Source organism: Cellulomonas marina (assembly GCF_900111925.1).
In the GTDB taxonomy this organism is placed as follows: domain Bacteria; phylum Actinomycetota; class Actinomycetes; order Actinomycetales; family Cellulomonadaceae; genus Cellulomonas; species Cellulomonas marina.
The window spans coordinates 38,719-56,227 of sequence record NZ_FOKA01000005.1 but is presented as its reverse complement, the minus strand read 5'-3'; the positions used below and the strand labels follow the sequence as shown (position 1 = coordinate 56,227).

The 17,509-nt window shown below is 78.5% G+C and carries 12 protein-coding genes; 2 read left to right on the top strand and 10 right to left on the bottom strand.

The window, feature by feature from the left end; translation table 11 throughout:
- Window positions 1-70: 70 nt before the first annotated feature.
- Window positions 71-3,619: a DEAD/DEAH box helicase gene (locus tag BM048_RS17765; RefSeq protein WP_139224351.1), complete on the bottom strand. Its 3,549-nt coding sequence runs from the start codon at window positions 3,617-3,619 to the stop codon at window positions 71-73.
- A 105-nt stretch (window positions 3,620-3,724) separates the two neighbouring features.
- Between BM048_RS17765 and BM048_RS06805 the strand changes: the two genes are divergently transcribed.
- Window positions 3,725-6,199: a DEAD/DEAH box helicase gene (locus BM048_RS06805; RefSeq protein ID WP_090031756.1), complete on the top strand. Its 2,475-nt coding sequence runs from the start codon at window positions 3,725-3,727 to the stop codon at window positions 6,197-6,199.
- 32 nt (window positions 6,200-6,231) lie between these two features.
- Here BM048_RS06805 and BM048_RS06800 read toward each other — a convergent pair whose 3' ends face one another.
- From BM048_RS06800 to BM048_RS06770, 7 genes are all read right to left on the bottom strand, one after another.
- Window positions 6,232-6,654 carry an Rv3654c family TadE-like protein gene (locus BM048_RS06800; protein ID WP_090031754.1) on the bottom strand — a complete coding sequence of 141 codons (423 nt, stop codon included), beginning with the start codon at window positions 6,652-6,654 and terminating at the stop codon, window positions 6,232-6,234.
- On the bottom strand, window positions 6,651-7,043 hold the full coding sequence (locus BM048_RS06795) for a TadE family type IV pilus minor pilin (RefSeq protein WP_244890635.1): 393 nt from the start codon (window positions 7,041-7,043) through the stop codon (window positions 6,651-6,653). Before BM048_RS06795 ends, BM048_RS06800 begins: the two co-directional genes overlap by 4 nt.
- 65 nt (window positions 7,044-7,108) lie before the next feature.
- Window positions 7,109-7,366 carry a DUF4244 domain-containing protein gene (locus BM048_RS19025; RefSeq protein WP_090031753.1) on the bottom strand — a complete coding sequence of 86 codons (258 nt, stop codon included), beginning with the start codon at window positions 7,364-7,366 and terminating at the stop codon, window positions 7,109-7,111.
- Between the two features lie 162 nt (window positions 7,367-7,528).
- Window positions 7,529-8,044, bottom strand: a complete 516-nt coding sequence (locus BM048_RS06785) for a type II secretion system F family protein (protein ID WP_175499362.1) — start codon at window positions 8,042-8,044, stop codon at window positions 7,529-7,531.
- On the bottom strand, window positions 8,041-8,832 hold the full coding sequence (locus BM048_RS06780) for a hypothetical protein (protein ID WP_239078930.1): 792 nt from the start codon (window positions 8,830-8,832) through the stop codon (window positions 8,041-8,043). Before BM048_RS06780 ends, BM048_RS06785 begins: the two co-directional genes overlap by 4 nt.
- Entirely contained in the window at window positions 8,829-10,016 is a 1,188-nt protein-coding gene (locus BM048_RS06775; protein ID WP_373308454.1) for a TadA family conjugal transfer-associated ATPase, read from the bottom strand. Before BM048_RS06775 ends, BM048_RS06780 begins: the two co-directional genes overlap by 4 nt.
- Window positions 10,017-10,129: 113 nt before the next feature.
- On the bottom strand, window positions 10,130-10,963 hold the full coding sequence (locus BM048_RS06770) for a CpaE-like family protein (RefSeq protein ID WP_239078932.1): 834 nt from the start codon (window positions 10,961-10,963) through the stop codon (window positions 10,130-10,132).
- A gap of 236 nt (window positions 10,964-11,199) precedes the next feature.
- Here BM048_RS06770 and BM048_RS06765 point away from each other — a divergent pair, with 236 nt between their 5' ends.
- Window positions 11,200-12,132, top strand: a complete 933-nt coding sequence (locus BM048_RS06765) for an HAD family hydrolase (protein WP_090032073.1) — start codon at window positions 11,200-11,202, stop codon at window positions 12,130-12,132.
- Window positions 12,133-12,169: 37 nt separating this feature from the next.
- Here BM048_RS06765 and BM048_RS06760 read toward each other — a convergent pair whose 3' ends face one another.
- Both BM048_RS06760 and BM048_RS06755 read right to left on the bottom strand, forming a co-directional pair.
- On the bottom strand, window positions 12,170-14,503 hold the full coding sequence (locus BM048_RS06760) for a YhgE/Pip domain-containing protein (RefSeq protein WP_139224349.1): 2,334 nt from the start codon (window positions 14,501-14,503) through the stop codon (window positions 12,170-12,172).
- Window positions 14,503-17,454, bottom strand: coding sequence for an MMPL family transporter (locus tag BM048_RS06755; protein WP_090031750.1), 2,952 nt, complete (start codon window positions 17,452-17,454; stop codon window positions 14,503-14,505). The genes BM048_RS06760 and BM048_RS06755 overlap by 1 nt, the downstream gene beginning before the upstream one ends.
- Window positions 17,455-17,509 lie beyond the last annotated feature (55 nt).

Below are 17,509 nucleotides of genomic sequence, written 5' to 3'. Positions count from 1 at the left end.
CGGGCCCGCACCTCGGCCGGGCGCCGGGCCCGGCTGGGCCGGGCCACCCGCTCTCTCCTCATGGCGCTCGTCACCGGCCGGCGTCGAGCAGCGTGCGCACGTCCGCGGCGGTCAGTCGGCCGCCGGTGAGCTCCTCGCCGCCCAGCACCGACGCGAACAGCGCCGCCTTGGCCCCCTTGAGCGCCATCACCTTGTCCTCGATCGTCCCGGCCGCGACCAGCCGGTAGACCATCACCTGCCGGGTCTGCCCGATGCGGTGCGCGCGGTCGACGGCCTGGGCCTCGACCGCCGGGTTCCACCACGGGTCGAGCACCACGACGTAGTCCGCCTCCGTCAGCGTCAGGCCGGCACCTCCGGCCTTGAGGCTGATGAGGAACACGGGCGCGTTGCCGGAGCGGAACCGCTCGACGACCTCCGGCCGCCGGCGCGTGGCGCCGTCGAGGTACGCGTAGGCCGTCCCCGCGGCGTCCAGCCGCTCGCGGACGCGGCCCAGCACCGAGGTGAACTGCGAGAACACCAGGACGCGGTGCCCGTCGGCGACGATCTCCTCGAGCATCCCGGCGAGGTGGTCGAGCTTGGAGGCCGGCACCCCCGCGTGCCGCTCGTCGACGAGGGACGGGTCCAGGGCGAGCCGGCGCAGCAGCGTGAGCGACCGGAACACCGCGAACCGGTTGCCGTCGAGGTCGTCCAGCAGCCCCAGCACCTTCTGCCGCTCCCGCGCCAGGTACCGGTCGTAGAGCGCCCGGTGCCGGGGCGCGAGCTCCACCTCCACCACGTGCTCCAGCCGCGGCGGCAGGTCGGCCGCCACGTCCTCCTTCGTGCGCCGCAGCAGGAACGGGCGGATGCGCCGACGCAGGTCCGCGAGCCGCGCGGTGTCGCCCTCGCGCTCGATGGGCGTCCGGTACCGCTCGGTGAACCGCTGCAGCGACGGCAGCAGACCCGGGGCGACGAGCCCGAGCAGCGCCCACAGCTCCAGCACCGAGTTCTCCAGCGGCGTGCCGGTGATCGCCACCTTCAGGGGCGCCGGCAGGGTCCGCGCGGCGGCGTACCCGCGCGAGGCGTGGTTCTTGAGGGTCTGCGCCTCGTCGAGCACGAGCGCGGACCAGCCGACGCCCTGGTGCTCGTCGGCCTCGAGCCGGAACAGCGCGTAGGAGGTGACGACCACGTCCGCCCCTGCGGCCACCTCCGCCAGGGACGTCCCGCGCCGCGCCGCCGTCGCCTCCACCGTGCGAACGACGAGGTCCGGCACGAAGCGGGCCGCCTCCGACGCCCAGGCACCGACGACGGACGTGGGGGCCACGACGAGCACCGGGCCGGCCCGGCCTGCCGTGGTCGTCCGGTACCAGGTCGCGAAGGTCAGCACCTGGAGCGTCTTGCCCAGCCCCATGTCGTCGGCGAGCACCCCGCCCAGACCGGACTCCGCGAGCCGGCGCAGCCAGGCGTACCCGGCGCGCTGGTAGGGCCGGAGCGTGGCGGCGACGCCCGGCGGCACCTCGACGTCCGACGAGGGGTCGGCCAGCGTCGCGAGCCGCTCCACCGCCGACCGCCACGCCCGGGCCTGCTCGACGACGACGCCCACCGCCTCGAGCTCGTCCCACGCGGACACGTCGTAGCGGCTCACGCGCAGGCCGGCGGCCCGACGCGGGTCGTCCAGTGCCCGCGCCTCGGCGAGCAGGGCGCGCAGGGCCTCGAAGGCCGGGCCGTCGACGCGCGCCCACAGGCCGTCGTCGAGCATGACCCGGTCCTGCCCGGCGGCCATGGCGGTCAGCACGCGGGCCAGCGGCAGGTCGCGCCCGTCGACGCGCAGCGTCACGGACAGGTCGAACCAGTCCCGGTCCCCGCCGAGCCGGGGTGCGGCCGCGACGGGACCAGGCGTGACGTCGGTCGCCGCGCCGGGGGCGAGGTCGGTCGCGGAGCCGGACGCGTCGTCGGTGCCGTCGTCCCTCCCGTCGTCGGTACCGCCGGCGGAGGTCCGGACGTGCACCTCCACCGGTGCCGACGCCTCGCGGAACTCCGGCAGCGGACCGGTGGCGCGCACCTCGACGTCCGGCAGGTCCGCGAGCGCCGGCAGCACCGCCCCGGCGAGGGTCACGCCGTCCCACGCCTGCAGCACCGCCCCGTCGGAGCGGCCGTCGGCGTGGTCGTCGAAGCGGCCGTCGGAGCGCCCGACGAGCAGCGGCGCCACGAGGGCCGCCCGCAGGCGCTCGGACGAGCCCAGCACGGTCGGCGCTGCCGCGGCCAGGGCCGCGTCGACCGTGGCCGACGTCGCGGCGAGCACCCTCGCCTCGTCGTCGACGCGGCGCCACGGCTGCGCCGCCCGGTCGAGCGGCCCGACCGGCACGGCCGGCGGGCCGCCGCCCTCCTCCCCGCGGTAGGCCCACGTCCAGCGCGCCGCCACGGTCAGGTCCTCCCCTGGCACCAGCTCCAGCCGGAGCACGCAGCGCGCGGGCGACGGGACCCGCACCGACGTGTCGCTGCTGGTCAGGGGGAGTACGGCGGCCAGCCGCGGGGCGTAGCCCGACCAGAACGCGTCCGTCGTCCCCCCGGTCACGCGGAGCGGCGAGGGGAGGGTCAGCAGCGACTCCGCCCGCCGGTCCACGTGCCCGTCGAGCCGGGCGAGCACGAGGTCGCCCGAGGCGCCGATCCAGTACGCGGCGACCGGTTCCGGCGCGCCGACCAGGCCCAGCGCCTCCGGTGCCGGCTCCGGCACCTCCGGCGCCGTGCCGTCCGGCAGCAGCAGGCGCGCCTGCACGACGAGCTCCCCCTCCACCTCCCGCAGGTCCACCACCGCGCGCACGGCGCCCGGCAGCAGCGTCACCGGACGGAACGGGGCCTTCGGGGCCACGAGCGGCACGCCGAGCCGACCGAGCTCCTCGAGCGCCGCCCAGACGAGCGGTCCCGGCGCCCGGTCCAGGGCGATCCAGGCGGCGGTCGCGCCCCAGCGGTACGGCGTGTCCTCCTCGGTGACGCGGTGCAGCGCGCGCAACGCGGCCCGCTGCTCGGGCCGTGTCGTCAGCGCGTAGCCGTGCAGGACGTCGGACCAGGCGGCGCCGGTGCGGACCCAGCCGCCCCGGTCGCTGCGGACGGCCGGCCGCGCGGCGAGCCGTCGCGGCCGCGGTGGACGCAGCCGGCTACCTGCCGGGTCGTCCTGCACCTCGACGAGGAGCGCCAGGTCCCGGACGGTCCGCGCGGGCCCCGACGCCTGGGGAGGGGCTGCGAGCACGCCGTCGAGCAGCGCGCTCCACACCGGGGCCGTCGTCCCCCTGGCGCCGGTGCCCGCGCCCGCGGGTCCCTTTGCCGCCGTCCCCGCACCCGCGACGCCGACCGGGCCTCCCGTCCCGTCGCCCGTGCGCTGCAGCAGCGCCGCCGCGACGTGCTTGCACCACCCGCCGACCGGGCACGTGCAGTCCGCCGCCCGGACCGTCCGTCCCCGGAACCGCACGCGCACGACGTAGGGGTGCGGCGCCGAGCCCGCCACCACCGCGTCGAGGAGCTGCTCGGCCGCGTCCCACGACCGGCTGCGGACGCGCCCGCGGTGGGCGTACTCGAGCCCCCGCGTGAACGCCGCCGGCCCGACGAGGTCGACGACCTCCTCGACGCGCAGCGCGGGCGGTGGCATGCGGGCCAGGGTAGGTGGCGGCACCCACACGGTCCCGCCCACCTGAGGAGCCGGGGCCGGCCCGGCGTGAGCCGTCCACCGGGACCACCGCCGGGCGGTGCGAGGATGGAGGCCGTGGAGTCCGGGGCGCTGCTCGACGTGCTCGTCGCGCACGGGCGACGGGCCGACCGGGTCACCCACCTGCGCCGTACCGAGCCGCGCGAGGGCCGGTCGGCGGACTGGCCCGCCTGGTCGGACCCGGCCGTCGTGGCCGGCTACCGCGCGCTGGGCGTGGACCGCCCGTGGACGCACCAGGTCGAGGCGGCCGAGCACGCCCGTGCGGGCCGGCACACCGTGCTGGCGACGTCGACGGGGTCGGGCAAGTCCCTCGCCTTCTGGCTCCCGGCGCTGACCGCCGCCCGCGCCGCCGTCACCCCGCCGCCGGCGGCGACGAGCGGTCGCATCGAGACCGTCGGCCGCCGCGCCACGACGCTCTACCTGTGCCCGACGAAGGCGCTCGCCGCCGACCAGCTCTCGGCCCTGGACCGGCTGCTCGGCGCGGGCGCGGTCACCGACGTGCGCGTCGCGACGTGCGACGGCGACACCCCGCGCGAGGAACGGCGCTGGGTGGCCGACCACGCCGACGTCGTGCTCACCAATCCCGACTTCCTGCACTTCGCGCTCCTGCCGCAGCACCGCCGGTGGGCGCGGCTGCTCGGGTCGCTGCGCTACGTCGTGCTCGACGAGTGCCACGCGTTCCGCGGGGTCTTCGGCGCGCACGTGGCCCTCGTGCTGCGGCGGCTGCGGCGGCTGGCCGCCTCGTACGGCGCCGCCCCGACGGTCCTGCTCGCGTCGGCCACGACCGCCGACCCCGCCGTCAGCGCCGCCCGGCTCGTGGGCGTGGAGCCCGACGAGGTCGCGGCCGTGACGGCGGACGGCTCCCCGACGGGCAGCCGCACGATGGTCCTGTGGCAGCCCCCCGCGAAGGAGGGCACCGGCCGCGACGGGTCCGCGCCGTGGGCGTCGCTGCTGCCTGAGGAGGACCCCTGGTCGGGCGACCACCCGCGCCGCACCGCCACCGCCGAGGTGGCGGACCTGCTGGCCGACCTCACGAGCGCCGGTGCCCGGACGCTGGCCTTCACGCGGTCGCGCCGTGCGGCGGAGTCCGTCGCGGCGGCCACACGCGCGCACCTGGCGGAGGTCGACCCGGCGCTGCCGGCGACCGTCGCGGCGTACCGCGGCGGCTACCTGCCGGAGGAGCGACGGGCCCTGGAGGCCGCGGTCCGCACGGGTCGGATCCGCGCCCTGGCGACGACGAACGCGCTCGAGCTCGGCGTGGACATCTCCGGCCTCGACGCGGTGCTGCTCGCGGGCTGGCCGGGTACGCGGGTGTCGCTGTGGCAGCAGGCCGGCCGCGCCGGCCGTGCCGGTGCCGACGGGCTCGTCGCCCTGGTGGCCCGCGAGGACCCGCTCGACACCTACCTCGTCACGCACCCGGAGGCCGTGCTCGACGCGCCCGTCGAGGCGACCGTCTTCGACCCCGGCAACCCCTACGTGCTCGCCCCGCACCTGTGCGCGGCGGCGCAGGAGCTGCCGGTCCGCAGCGAGGAGCTCGACCTCTTCGGCCCGCGCGCGGCCGGGCTGCTCGACGTGCTCGTCGCGCAGGGTGCGCTGCGCCGCCGGGCGTCGGGCTGGTACTGGACGCACGCGGAGCAGGCCGCGCGCCTGACGGACCTGCGCGGCACGGGCGGCGACCCCGTGCGCGTCATCGAGGCGGCCACCGGTCGCGTGCTCGGCACGGTCGACGCGGCGTCGGCCGACGCGCAGGTGCACGACGGGGCCGTGTACGTGCACCAGGGTGAGTCGTTCGTCGTCGAGCGCCTGGAGCTCGCGGACGCCGTCGCGCTCGTCACACGCCGGGACGTCGACTACGGCACGTGGGCCCGCTGGGTGACGACGACGGAGGTCGTCGAGACCGCCCGCAGCACGTCCTGGGGCCCCGTCACGTGGTCCTTCGGCATGGTCGACGTCACCACCCAGGTCCTGGGCTACCAGCGCAAGCGCATCCCGGACCTGCAGGTGGTCGGGGGCGACGACCTCGACCTGCCCGCCCGGACGCTGCGCACCGCGTCGGTGTGGTGGTCCGTGCCGGCGGAGGTGCTGCTGGAGGCCGGGGTCACCGTCGAGCTGACCCCCGGGGCGCTGCACGCGGCTGAGCACTGCGCCATCGGCGTGCTGCCGCTCCTGGCGACGTGCGACCGCTGGGACCTCGGCGGCCTGTCGACGGCGCTGCACGCCGACACCGGTCGGGCGACCGTCTTCGTGCACGACGCGTTCCCGGGCGGCGCCGGGTTCGCCGAGCGGGGCTACGAGCTGGCCGAGCGCTGGCTGACCGCCACACGGGACGTGCTGGCCACCTGCCCCTGCCCGTCGGGCTGCCCGGCCTGCGTGCAGTCCCCCAAGTGCGGCAACGGCAACGACCCGCTGGAGAAGGCCGCCGCGCTGCGCCTGCTCGACGTGGTGCTGGCGCACGTCCCGGGCCCGCCGGACGGGGACCTGGAGGACGCCGAGGGGGCGGAGGAGCCCCTCGCGGTCCCCTGACCGGGTGCGGGCCCGGGGGGGCGGCGCCCCGCTCACCGCAGGCCCGCACGCGCGTGCCGGACCAGGTCGCCGGTCGGTGCGGTGACGCGCACCGACACGCGCAGCGAGCCGTCCACCACCACGACGCAGCTCACCACCTGCGCCCCGTTGCGGGCCGCGGTCGCGCCGGCCGTCCCGCACCCAGCATCACCGACGAGCGCTGCGGCGGCCCCGGCGAGCGCCGCGAGGTCGGCGGCGGTGCTCGCCCGGGCGGCCGCGACGACCGACCCCCCGGCGACCGCCAGCACCGCCGCGACGGCGAGCACCGCGCCGGCGAGCGCGAGGACCAGCGCGGTCCCCGACCCGCGGTCCGCGGGCGAGGTCCGGCTGCCGGCCCGTCCCGCGGCCCGCTCGCCCGGACGCCCGCCGGCCCGCCCGCCGGTGCCGGGACGGACCGGGGAGCGCGGGGGCGTCACGGTTCCGCCCGGGCCGTGGCCGAGCCCGACACCCGCACCGTTGTGGCCCAACGGCCGAGCGTCACCGCCCTGCTGACCGTGACGGTGACCCAGGGCCCGGACGGTGCGACAGTCACCCGAGCACCCCCACCCGCGGCTTCCTGCGCCGCGGCTGTCACCTCCGCCGCACCCTCGCCGAGCGCGGCGGCGCGGGCACCGGCACGTGCCGCGTCCTCGCACGCCAGCCGCGCGGCCACCGCGCCTCCGCCGGCCAGCACCAGCGCGAGGAGCACCACCACGACCGGCAGCGCGAGCGCGAGCTCGGCCGTGACGCTCCCCCGGTCCCGCCCGGTGGGCCGGACGGCACGCCGGTTCGGCCGCCGGTGCGCCCCACGCACCCGCACCGGCACCCGCACCCGCTCCTCAGCGGAGCGGTGCGCCGGCCGGACCGCGCGACCGGGGGAACGCCACGCGTTCACGACGCGAGGGCCGCGCGGACGATGCCGAGCAGCAGCGAGCGCACCTGCTCGCTCTTGAGCACCACCAGCAGGATCCCGGCGAAGCCGACCGCCGCGAGCGTGACGATGGCGTACTCCGCGGTGGCCATGCCCGCGTCCGGGCCGAGGCCGCCCCGGCGGCGCGCCCATCCCGCCACGACCCGCCCCCGGTGCCGCAGACCGCGCAGCCGACCTGCCGCCCGCACGAGACCGCGCGCCCCTGTGCTCCTCATCATCTGTCCCTCCTCCCGGGCGGCCCCGGCGGCCGCCGCAGGACGACGGTGCCGGATGCGCCCCCGCCGTCGTGGTGGCGCTCCTCGGGTCCGGGGACGACGCGGTCGGAGGCGGGCTGGGGACGGCTCGCGGGCGTCCCGGCGCGCCCAGGGGCGCGCAGCCGCTCACCCGAGCAGGTCCTGCAGCAGCGAGAGCACGACGGGCACGAGCCCGAGCAGGACGAACGCCGGCAGCAGGCAGGTCCCGAGCGGCAGCAGGAGCCGGACGCCCAGCGCGCCCGTGGCCGCCCGGGCGGCGGCGCGCTGCTCCCGTCGGCGCCGGTCGGCGAGCGCGCGCAGACCCGGGGCCGCCGGCGCTCCTCCGGCCCAGGCGGGCGCGAGCGCCGCCGCGAGGCCGGACGCCCACGTCACGTCCTCCCACGCGCTGCCCCAGGTCGCGCCGAGCAGCAGCGCCGCGGCCACCCGGCGCAGGTCCTGCCCGCGCCCGCCCCCGATCGCCGCGCCGACGGCGTCGAGGACGCGCGGGACGGGGGCGCCCGTCCCGACCGCCGCCGCGACGAGCTCCACCACGAACACCTCCGGCACCACGACCTCACCGGGCGAGGCAGCCGCCGGCGCCTGCGAGGGGCGCGGCGGGACGCCGACGCCCAGCGCCCGTACCCTGCGACGCACCCGCCTCACGGCGCGCGCCCGGCCTGCTCGGCGCGCGCCAGCAGCGCCGCGGACCAGCGTCGGCCGACGACGAGCAGCACCACGCCGAGCACGACGGCGGCCGTCCCCGGTCCGCCGTCCGTCGCCGCGGCGAGGGGGTCCGCGCCGAGCGCGAGCCCGACACCGGCCCCGAGGAGCGGTAGCCGGCCGAGCAGCGCCGCCGACGCACGCGGGCCCGCGACCGCCGCGCGGCGCTCCCCGTCCACGTCGGCCTGCGCGGCGACCGCGTCGGCGACGTGCTCGAGCACGGGCGCGAGCGGCGCGCCGAGCGTCCCGGCCAGTCGGGCGGCGGCCACGACCACCGCCGCCTCGACCGCGCCGGGCGTGGCGTCGCCGAGGGGCGCCTCCGCATCTCGTCGGACGAGCGACCGGAGCGAGGGCCGGCGGGTCCCCGCCGCCCCGAGCTGGCCCACCGAGGGCACCCCGTCCGCGCCGACGGGCCCGGCGGCCGTCCCGAGCACCGCGGACCAGGCCGCCGCCGGCGCGACCCCGGCGCGCAGCCGGGCCGCGACGTCGAGCAGGACGGCGTCCAGCGGTGGTGCGGGGCGACGCGTCGCGCCCCGGGGCGTCAGCCCCTCGCGCCGTCGCCGCCCGCCACGCGCCCCCGGCCGCGCCTCCTCGTCGCGGTCGTCGCCCGTCACTGCGGCGCTCGGCCGCGCCGTCACGGCGGGCGTGCGCGACGATGCCGGTCCCCCCAGCAGCAGGAGGACGAGCGCGACCACCGACAGCACGGCTGCCGCAGCCGCGCCCGTGCTCACACCGGGCCCCGCACGTCGAGCCGCTCCTGCAGGCGGGCCCAGGCCGGCCCGGCCGTGACCCCGCCGCCCGCCCCCACCTCCAGGGCGGACGTGACGACGAGCGTGCCGTCGCCGCCGCGACCCAGCACCCCGACGGACACCAGGCGACGACCGCCGCCCGGCACCCGCCGGAGGTGGAGCACCGCCTCGAACGCGGCCGACGCCTGCGCCGCGACCGCCGCCCGGTCGAGCCCCGCCAGCGCGGCGAGCGCCTCCAGGCGTGCCGGCACGTCGGCCGCCGCGTTGGCGTGCACCGTGACGCAGCCGCCCTCGTGCCCGGTGTTGAGCGCGGCCATCACGGTCGCGACCTCCGCCCCGCGGCACTCCCCGAGCACGAGCCGGTCCGGGCGCATGCGCAGCGCCTGCCGGACGAGGTCCGTGAGGTCGACGCCGCCGGCGCCCTCGACGTTCGCGCGGCGGGCCAGCAGGCGGACGACGTGCGGGTGCCGGGGCGCGAGCTCGCCGGACTCCTCGACGACGAGGACGCGCTCGTCGTGCGGCACCAGGGACAGCAGGGCCGCCAGCAGCGTGGTCTTGCCGGCCCCGGTGGCACCCGACACGACCAGCGAGGCCCGTGCCGCCACGAGCGCCGCCAGCACCTCGGCCAGCCCCGGCGCCAGCGTCCCGGCGGCGGTCAGCTCGGCGAGCGTGAACGCGCGGGGGCGCACGACGCGCAGGCTGAGCAGCGCGCAGCCGTCCGCGACCGGCGGCAGCACCGCGTGCAGCCGCGTCCCGTCCGGCAGCCGGGCGTCGACCGTGGGCACCGCGTCGTCGAGCCGCTGCCCCCCGAGCGCGGCGAGACGCACCGCGAGCGCGCGGACGTCCTCGACCGTCCCGAGGGCGAGGTCGGCACGCCGCAGGGTCCCCGCCCGCTCCACCCACACGTCTTCGGGGCCGTTGACGAGCACGTCCGTGACCGCCGGGTCGTCGAGCAGGGGCTGCAGCGGGCCGGCGCCCGCGAGCGCGTCCCGGGTGGCGGCGACGAGGGCGTGGGCGCCCTCGTCGCCGAGCACGAGGCCCGCGGCACGCGCGGCGGCCCGCACGGCCGCCGGGAGGTCGTCCGGCGTGGGCCCCGCCGGACCGGCTCCGCCCGCGGTGCCGCTGAGCCGGTGCCGGACGTCGGCCAGCAGCCGTGGCGGCACCACGACGGCGGGGTCGCCCTCCTCGTGCCACGCGGCGGCGGGGACGTCCCCGCCCGCCCGGTGCTCGACGGCCGGACCAGCCGCACGGGCGACCCGCCCGGTCCGGGCCACGGCGCTCACCGCGACCGCCCGTCCAGCAGCCGGCGGGCAACGCGGGCGGCCGGACCGCCCAGACCCACGGCACCGCGCTCCCCCGCTCGCGCCACCGACCGGCGGTGCGGCAGCCGCGCGGCGGCCCGGAGCCCGAGGGCCGTCTCCACCTCGGCGACGCCCAGCCCTCCGGGCGCCGGCCCGCGGGTCACGAGCAGCACGTCGACGCCCGGCGCGCCGGCGTCCGCCAGCCGTGCCAGCACCGCCAGGGCACCGGCCACCCCCGCGAGGTCCTGCGGTACGACGAGGACGACCGCGTCGCACCGGGGCGCGACGGGCACGAGCGCGTCGCGGCCGACGTCGAGCACGACGAGCCCGTGCACGGCCGCGAGGCCCTCCAGCGCGGCCACGACGACGGCCGGGGAGGGTAGGCCCGGCCGGCGGTGGTCAGCGCTGAGCACCGCGACCGGCCCCCACCGGGGCAGGAGGGCGACGAGCTCGTCGCCGTCCAGCGCACCCCGGGCCCCCGCGAGGTCCGGCCACCGCACCCCCGCGTCGTCCTCGACGCCGACGAGCAGGTCCACCCCCGCGCCGTCGGGCACGAGGTCGACCAGCACCGTCGCCGTCCGCGGACCCCCGACGCGGGCGAGCGCCGCCGCCACCGTGGAGGCACCCGCCCCGCCCCGGGCGCCCACGACCGCCAGCACCAGCGCCGCGTCCTCCGGGTGGTCCCGCGCCCCGGCACGGGCCCGGTCAGGACGAGGACCGGTCGCCGACGGGACCTCGGTGCACCTGGATCGGGCAGGGGCGACGAGGTCGTCCCCGGGCAGGGTCGGCAGGGCGGCTCGCGCGTCGGACATGCCCGGGAGGCTGCTCGCGGCGGGGCGACCGCGGGGCTCGACCACTCCCGGCAGGGGAGCAGGACGCGCCGGCAGGGGCTGGGGACGGCTCGGTGCGGGTCGTCCCCAGGGGCCGCCGCCGGACGCGCGGCTCACGGACGCCACCCCTACGCTCGCCGCACCGGGTCGGCCTCGACGAGGGCGACCCTCGCGAGATCGACCCGGGGACCGACGACGACGACGGGGAGGTGACGGCGGTGGACGACGCACGGGCGCGGGGGACGGCCTCGCCGACGAGCACCTCCCCCACGAGCACCTCTCCGACCAGCACCTCGCGCACGGGCACCGTCCCCGCGACCGCGACGCCGAGCCCCCCGTCGTCCGCGGCGGCCTTCTTCGACCTCGACAAGACGCTCATCGCCACCACGACCCCCGCCGCGTTCTCGGCGGCGCTGCGGCGCACCGGCCTGCTCACCCGGCGGGCGATGCTGCGCGCCGCCCGGGCCCAGACGGCCTTCCTGCTCCGCGGCGCGACCGCCGACCGGACCGAACGACTCAAGCAGGCGATGACGCCCCTCGTGCGCGGCTGGGACGTCGACGTCCTCACGCGCGCCGTGGCCGACGCCGCCGAGGAGTCGGTGCGCCCGCTGCTCTCGCCGGAGGCGGTGGCGCTCGTCGAGGAGCACCACGCGCAGGGCCGCGCGGTCGTCGTCGTGTCCGCCTCGCCGGAGGAGATGGTCCGCCCGATCGCGGCGCTCATCGGCGCCGACGCCGTCGTCGCCAGCCGCATGCACGTCGTCGACGGCCGGTACACCGGCGCGGTGGAGTGGTACTGCTACGGCGAGCGCAAGGCCGAGGCGATGCGCGCGCTGGCGGCCGAGCACGGCTGGGACCTGGCCGCGAGCTACGCCTACTCCGACTCTGTCACGGACGCGCCCATGCTCGCGGCGGTCGGCCACGCGTTCGTCGTCAACCCGGACCGCGCGCTCGTCGGCCGGGCGCGCGCCGAGGGCTGGGGGCAGCTCGTCTTCCGCCACCCGCGCCCGTTCGTCCTCATCCCGGGCGCCCGCACCGCCGGGGTCGCGGCCGCTCTCGCGGCCGTGGCCGCCGCCGTGGCCGCGGCTCGCGCCCTCGCGCTGGTGCGCCGTGGCGCCCGGGCCGCGGTCGTGGCGGCCGTCGGTCCGACCTGACGACGGGCGGCGGACGCCGCGGCCGCCCGACGAGCGATCAGGCCGCGCGGGCCCACTGGGCCAGGCGCCCCGCCGGCACGACGCGGCGGCGCGCGACCGCGGCCGTCGTCAGCGCCAGGCCCAGCAGCGTCCACACGACGAGCACCGCCGCCGCCCCGCCGACCCCGCCGGAGCCGTTGACGACACCCTGCAGCCCCCGCAGCGACGCGGCCAGCGGCAGGACGCCGAACACCGCGTCGAGCACCCCCGGCACCGTCGAGACGACCGCCGTCGCCAGTCCCACGACCGCGACCAGCACCGACACGAACCGACCGATGCCGCCCAGGACCGCCACGAGGCCCTGGTTGACCGCCGCGAACGCCACCCCGGTCAGCGCGCACAGCACGGCGAGGGTGACCCAGCCGCCGGGCGCGAGGCTCAGCGCACCGGCGAGCACCGCCACCAGCGCCAGCCCCTGCACGACCCCGACGAGTGCCGCCGGCGCGAACGACCGCAGCGCCAGCACGACCGAGGGCCGCGTCGACGGCAGGGCCCGCCGCGTGACCGCCCCCAGGACGAGGAACGTCGCGAGCCCGCCCAGCCAGAGCGCCACGGTCACGAGGAAGGGCACGCTCGTCGAGCCGAAGAGCGAGCCGTCCTCGCCCTGCGCCGCCACCGGGTCGGCGACGACCTCGGCCAGGCTCCGCGCCTCCTCCGTCGTGTAGGAGGGCACCTGCTCCGTGGCCTGCTGCAGCCCGCCGGCCAGGTCCGTCGCGCCCGACGACAGCTGGCCCGCGCCGCCCGCGAGCGCACCGGCGCCCTCCGCCAGCTCGTCGGCCCCCGAGGCGGCACTGCCGGCGCCGGTCGCGAGCCTCCGGGCCCCTGCCGCCGCGTCGTCGGCGCCGTCGGCGAGGGAGCGGGCCCCCGTCGCGGTCTGCTGCAGCGCGCCGGACAGGGTCCCGAGGCCCGTCGCCGAGGCGGCGACGCCGTCCGCGAGCTGGCGTCCGCCGGCCGCGAGCTGCGGGACGCTCGCGGCGAGGCCCCCCGGCCCGTTCACGGCGGCGTCGAGCGCAGCCGCGCCCTGGGCGAGGCCCGCGGCCCCGGCCGCGAGCGTGGGCTGCCCGCCGACGGGCGCGCTGCCCTGCTGCGCCTGGACGGCGGCGACGAGCCCCTGGCACGCCGCGTCCGAGCCGGCCGCACACCCCTGCGCGGCCTGCTCGATCCCGTCGAGGAACGTGCCCACGCCCGTCGAGAGCGCGCTCGCCCCCGCCGCGAGCGACCGTGTCCCCGACGCGAGCCCGTCGCCGCCGGTGACGCCGGCCGCGAGCGCGTCCAGGCCCTGCGTGAACTGCTGCGCCCCGGGCACGGCCGCCTGTGCCGCCTGCGCCGACGACGCCGTCTGCGTCGCGATCCGACCCAGCCCGGCGGCCAGCTCGTCGGCGCCGTCGGCCAGCTGCCCCACGCCGTCGGCGAGGTCGTCCGCGCCGGAGGCGACCTGCCCGACGCCGTCCGCCAGGGACGCGGAGCCCGAGGCCACGCCCTGCGCGCCCGTGCCGAGCTCCCCCGCCCCGGAGGCGAGCCGGCCCGCGCCCTCGGCGGCCTGGCCCAGGCTCTCGTTCAACGTCGAGAACCCGACGTAGACGTTCTCCAGGTAGGAGGCCGTCAGCTCCTGGTCCAGCAGCCCGACCGCCGTGCTGGTGACGGCCTGGGCGACCGCCCGGTCGACGAGGCGGGAGCGCTCGCTCGTGGCGATGTCGATCGTCGCCTGCTCCGCAGCGGACGCCTCACCACCGACGGAGGTCGCGGCGGCCGAGAAGGACGAGGGGATCGTCACGACGGTGGCGTAGGTGCCGTCCGCGAGGCCCTCGGCGGCGTCCTCCTCGTCCGTGAGGACCCATGTGAAGTTCCGCGACGAGTCCGACCCCGACACGTTGGCGACCGCGTCGTCGTCGACCGTCGCCGAGGGCGAGGCCGCCAAGTCCGTCGACCCGTCGGACGTCACCAGGGCCGACGCGAGCTGCCGACCCAGCGGCACGGTCTGCCCGTCGAGCTCGACGGGGGTGTCGAGGTTGACGATCGCGGCCGTCACCCGGTCGAGCCGCTCGGTCGGCTGCCACAGCGCCCACGTCAGCAGCCCGCCGACGGTGAGCGGCACGAGCACGAGGCCGAGCAGCGTGAACCAGGTGGCGCGGCCCGACGAGCGGGCCCGCTCGGGGTGCAGCAGCCCGCCGCGCCGGTCGCGCCGGGCGACGCCCACGGCCGACGCGCCGCGTGCGGGGACGACGAGGCCCCCCTCGCCCCTGTCGGCGGGTGCAGCGGCGTGCGCCGGCACGTGGGCGGCGTCGTGGGCCGGGACGTGGGCAGGGACGTGGCCGCTGGTGGGCTGGGCCATCAGAGCACCTTCTCGAGGTCGTGCGGGGCGCCGTGCGAGGCGTCGGCGGCGTCGTGCGAGGGCGTGGCGGCCGGACCGACGGCGGCGCGCGCCGCTGCGGCGGCGTGCGCGGGGACGTCGACGACCGTGGCGGGCCCGTCGGGCAGCAGCCCGACCAGCGCGTCGGGCCTCAGGCAGCTCACGACGAGGGTCAGCGGACGCCCGTCGACCGCGGCGGCCGCCCGTGCGCGGGCGATCTCGTCGTGCACCTCCGCCCGCAGCACCGGGTCGCCGACGGCGTCGAGGTCGTCGACCACGACGATCGGCGCCCGCGCCGCGAACGCACGGGCCAGCTCCCCGACCGGGTCGACGGCGCGCGTCAGCGACGCGACCGCCACGCGCGCGCGGATGGCCGCCGCGCGCTCGGGCGCGACCAGCCCCGCGACCTTGAGCGTCCCCGCGTCGGCGTGCGCGCGCCCGGCCAGGGTGAGCAGCAGCGCGGTGCGCCCGCTGCGGTGCGGTCCGTCGACGACGAGCGTGCCGCCGGTCGGCACCCGCAGCGCCACCCCGTCGTAGATCGGGGTGCCGTCCGGCGCCTCCAGCCGCAGCCCCTCGGCGGCGATCGCGAGGTCCGCACCCGGCTCTGGCCAGTCGGCGAGCGCCAGCTCGCGCGCCAGCCCCTCCCCCTCGACGTCGAACGACGGCAGCACGCGGTCGAGCCGCCGCGGCATGTGCCACGCCCGGTCGCCCAGGAGCTGCAGCACCGCCGGCACGAGCGTCATCCGGACGACGAACGCGTCGACGAACACCCCGACGGCCAGCCCGAGCGCGATGGGCTTGATGTTCACGTCGCCCTCGGGCACGAAGGCCGCGAAGACGGAGAACATGATGACGGCGGCCGCCGTGACGACCTTCGCCGAGGCGAGGAACCCCGACCGGACCGCGGCGCGCGCGTCGCCGCCGTGCACGTAGTCCTCGCGCATCCGGGAGACGAGGAAGACCTCGTAGTCCATCGCCAGCCCGAACAGCACGCCCATGAGGACGATGGGCATGAAGGAGATGATCGGCCCGACGCGGTCCACCCCGATGAGCTCCGCGCCGTGCCCCTCGACGAACACGAGCGAGACCACGCCGAACGACGCGCCGACCGACAGCAGGTACCCCAGCGTCGCCTTCAGCGGCACCCACAGGGACCGGAACACCATCGCCAGCAGCACGAACGACAGCCCCACGACGAGCACCCCGAACGGCAGCAGCGCCGCGCCGAGCTTGTCGGAGATGTCGATGCCGACGGCCGTCTGCCCCGTCACCGACAGGTCGACGCCGTACGTGTCCCTGAAGTGGTCGTGCAGGCCGCGCAGCTCGGCGACGAGGTCCTTCGTCGCCTCCGAGTCCGGCCCGCCCTCGGGCACGACCTGGATGATCCCGGTGTCGGCGGAGGCGTTGGGCGTGGCCAGGGGGACCGCGGCGACGCCGGGCAGGTCGGCGATCTCGTCGGCGAGGTCCTGCATGAGCCCGAGCGGGTCCGTCGAGCCGATGATCGTGCCGGTGACGATGAGCGGGCCGTTGTAGCCCTCGCCGAAGTTCTCGGCCAGCAGGTCGTAGGCCTGGCGCGCGCCGGAGCTCTCCGGCTGGGAGCCGGCGTCGGGCAGGGCCAGGCGCAGGTTCGTCGCCGGCAGCGTGAGGGCGCCCAGCGCGCCGACGACGAGCACGACCGTCAGCAGCGGCCAGCGGGTCGCGGCGCGGACCCACCCGGCGAAGAAGCGGTTCTCGCGGACGGGCGCGTGCGCGACCGGGGCCGTGACCGCCGCGGCGGCGCCGGGGGTGTCGGCAGCGCCGGTCGCCGCCGTCGCCCCGCCGCGCGCCCCCGCCGCCAGCACCGCCTCCTCCTCCTGCGCCTGACGCTCGGCCCGACGAGCGGCCCGGCGCGCGGCGCGCCGCCCCGGCCGCAGCCGCTCGCCCGCGAACCCGAGCAGCGCCGGCGTCAGGGTGAGCGCGATGACGACGGAGATGCCGACGGCGACCGCCGCGGCCACGCCCATCGTCGTGAGGAACGGGATGCCGGCGACCGACAGCCCGACGAGCGCGATCATCACCGTCAGGCCGGCGAAGACGACGGCCGACCCGGCGGTGGCCAGGGACCGGGCCGCCGCCTCCTCCGGGTCCAGCCCCGCCGCCAGCTCGTTCTGGTGCCGGCTGATGATGAACAGCGCGTAGTCGATGCCGACGGCCAGCCCGAGCATGAGCGCGAGCAGCGGCGTCGTCGAGGAGATGGTGGCCACCGACGTCGCCGCGAAGATGCCGGCCATCGCGATGCCGACCCCGAGCACCGCGGTGAGCAGCGGCATGCCGGCCGCCAGCAGCGAGCCGAACGTCAGCACCAGCACGACGAGGGCGACGAGCAGGCCGAGCCCCTCGGTGATGCTGACCGCCGGCACCTCGTTGGCGAACAGGTCGCCCCCGAGCGCCACCTGGGCGCCGTCCGGCAGCGCCGCCGCCAGGTCGGCGCGGACCTCCTGCAGCGACTCCCTCGTCGCCTCGCCGACGCCCTGCGCCTGCCCGTCGAGCTGGACGCTCACCACGGCCGCCGACCCGTCGTCGGACACCGCACCGGCCACCGCGCCCTCGCCGGTCGCGAACGGGTCGGTCACGGCGGCCACCTCCTCGAGGTCGCCGAGCGCCGCCACGGCGTCCTCCACCGGGCCCTGCACGGCCGGGTCCGTCACCTGCGACCCGCCCGGCGAGACGACGACCAGCGAGGCCGTCGCGCCGCTGACCTGCGGGAAGGTGCGCGAGAGCTGGCCGAGCGCCTCCCCCGACTCCGTCCCCGGGATGGAGAACGTGTTGTCCGTGCCCTGGTTGAGCAGCCCCGCGGCGCCCCCGGCGAGGACGACGACGACGAGCCACAGCACGGCTACGCGGCGGTGGGCGCGGAACACCCAGCGGCCGAGGCGGTACAACGACGAGGACACGGTGCTCCCGGGGCAAGAGGTGGGACGGCGCGATACGTCGGTGTATCCGATGCAT

Excerpts from the sequence above, each read along its gene's own strand:
- BM048_RS19025 (WP_090031753.1), bottom strand. The coding sequence starts at position 7,366 with ATGATGAGGAGCACAGGGGCGCGCGGTCTCGTGCGGGCGGCAGGTCGG.
- BM048_RS06805 (WP_090031756.1), top strand. The coding sequence starts at position 3,725 with ATGGAGGCCGTGGAGTCCGGGGCGCTGCTCGACGTGCTCGTCGCGCAC.
- BM048_RS06770 (WP_239078932.1), bottom strand. The coding sequence starts at position 10,963 with ATGTCCGACGCGCGAGCCGCCCTGCCGACCCTGCCCGGGGACGACCTC.
- BM048_RS17765 (WP_139224351.1), bottom strand. The coding sequence starts at position 3,619 with ATGCCACCGCCCGCGCTGCGCGTCGAGGAGGTCGTCGACCTCGTCGGG.
- BM048_RS06760 (WP_139224349.1), bottom strand. The coding sequence starts at position 14,503 with ATGGCCCAGCCCACCAGCGGCCACGTCCCTGCCCACGTCCCGGCCCAC.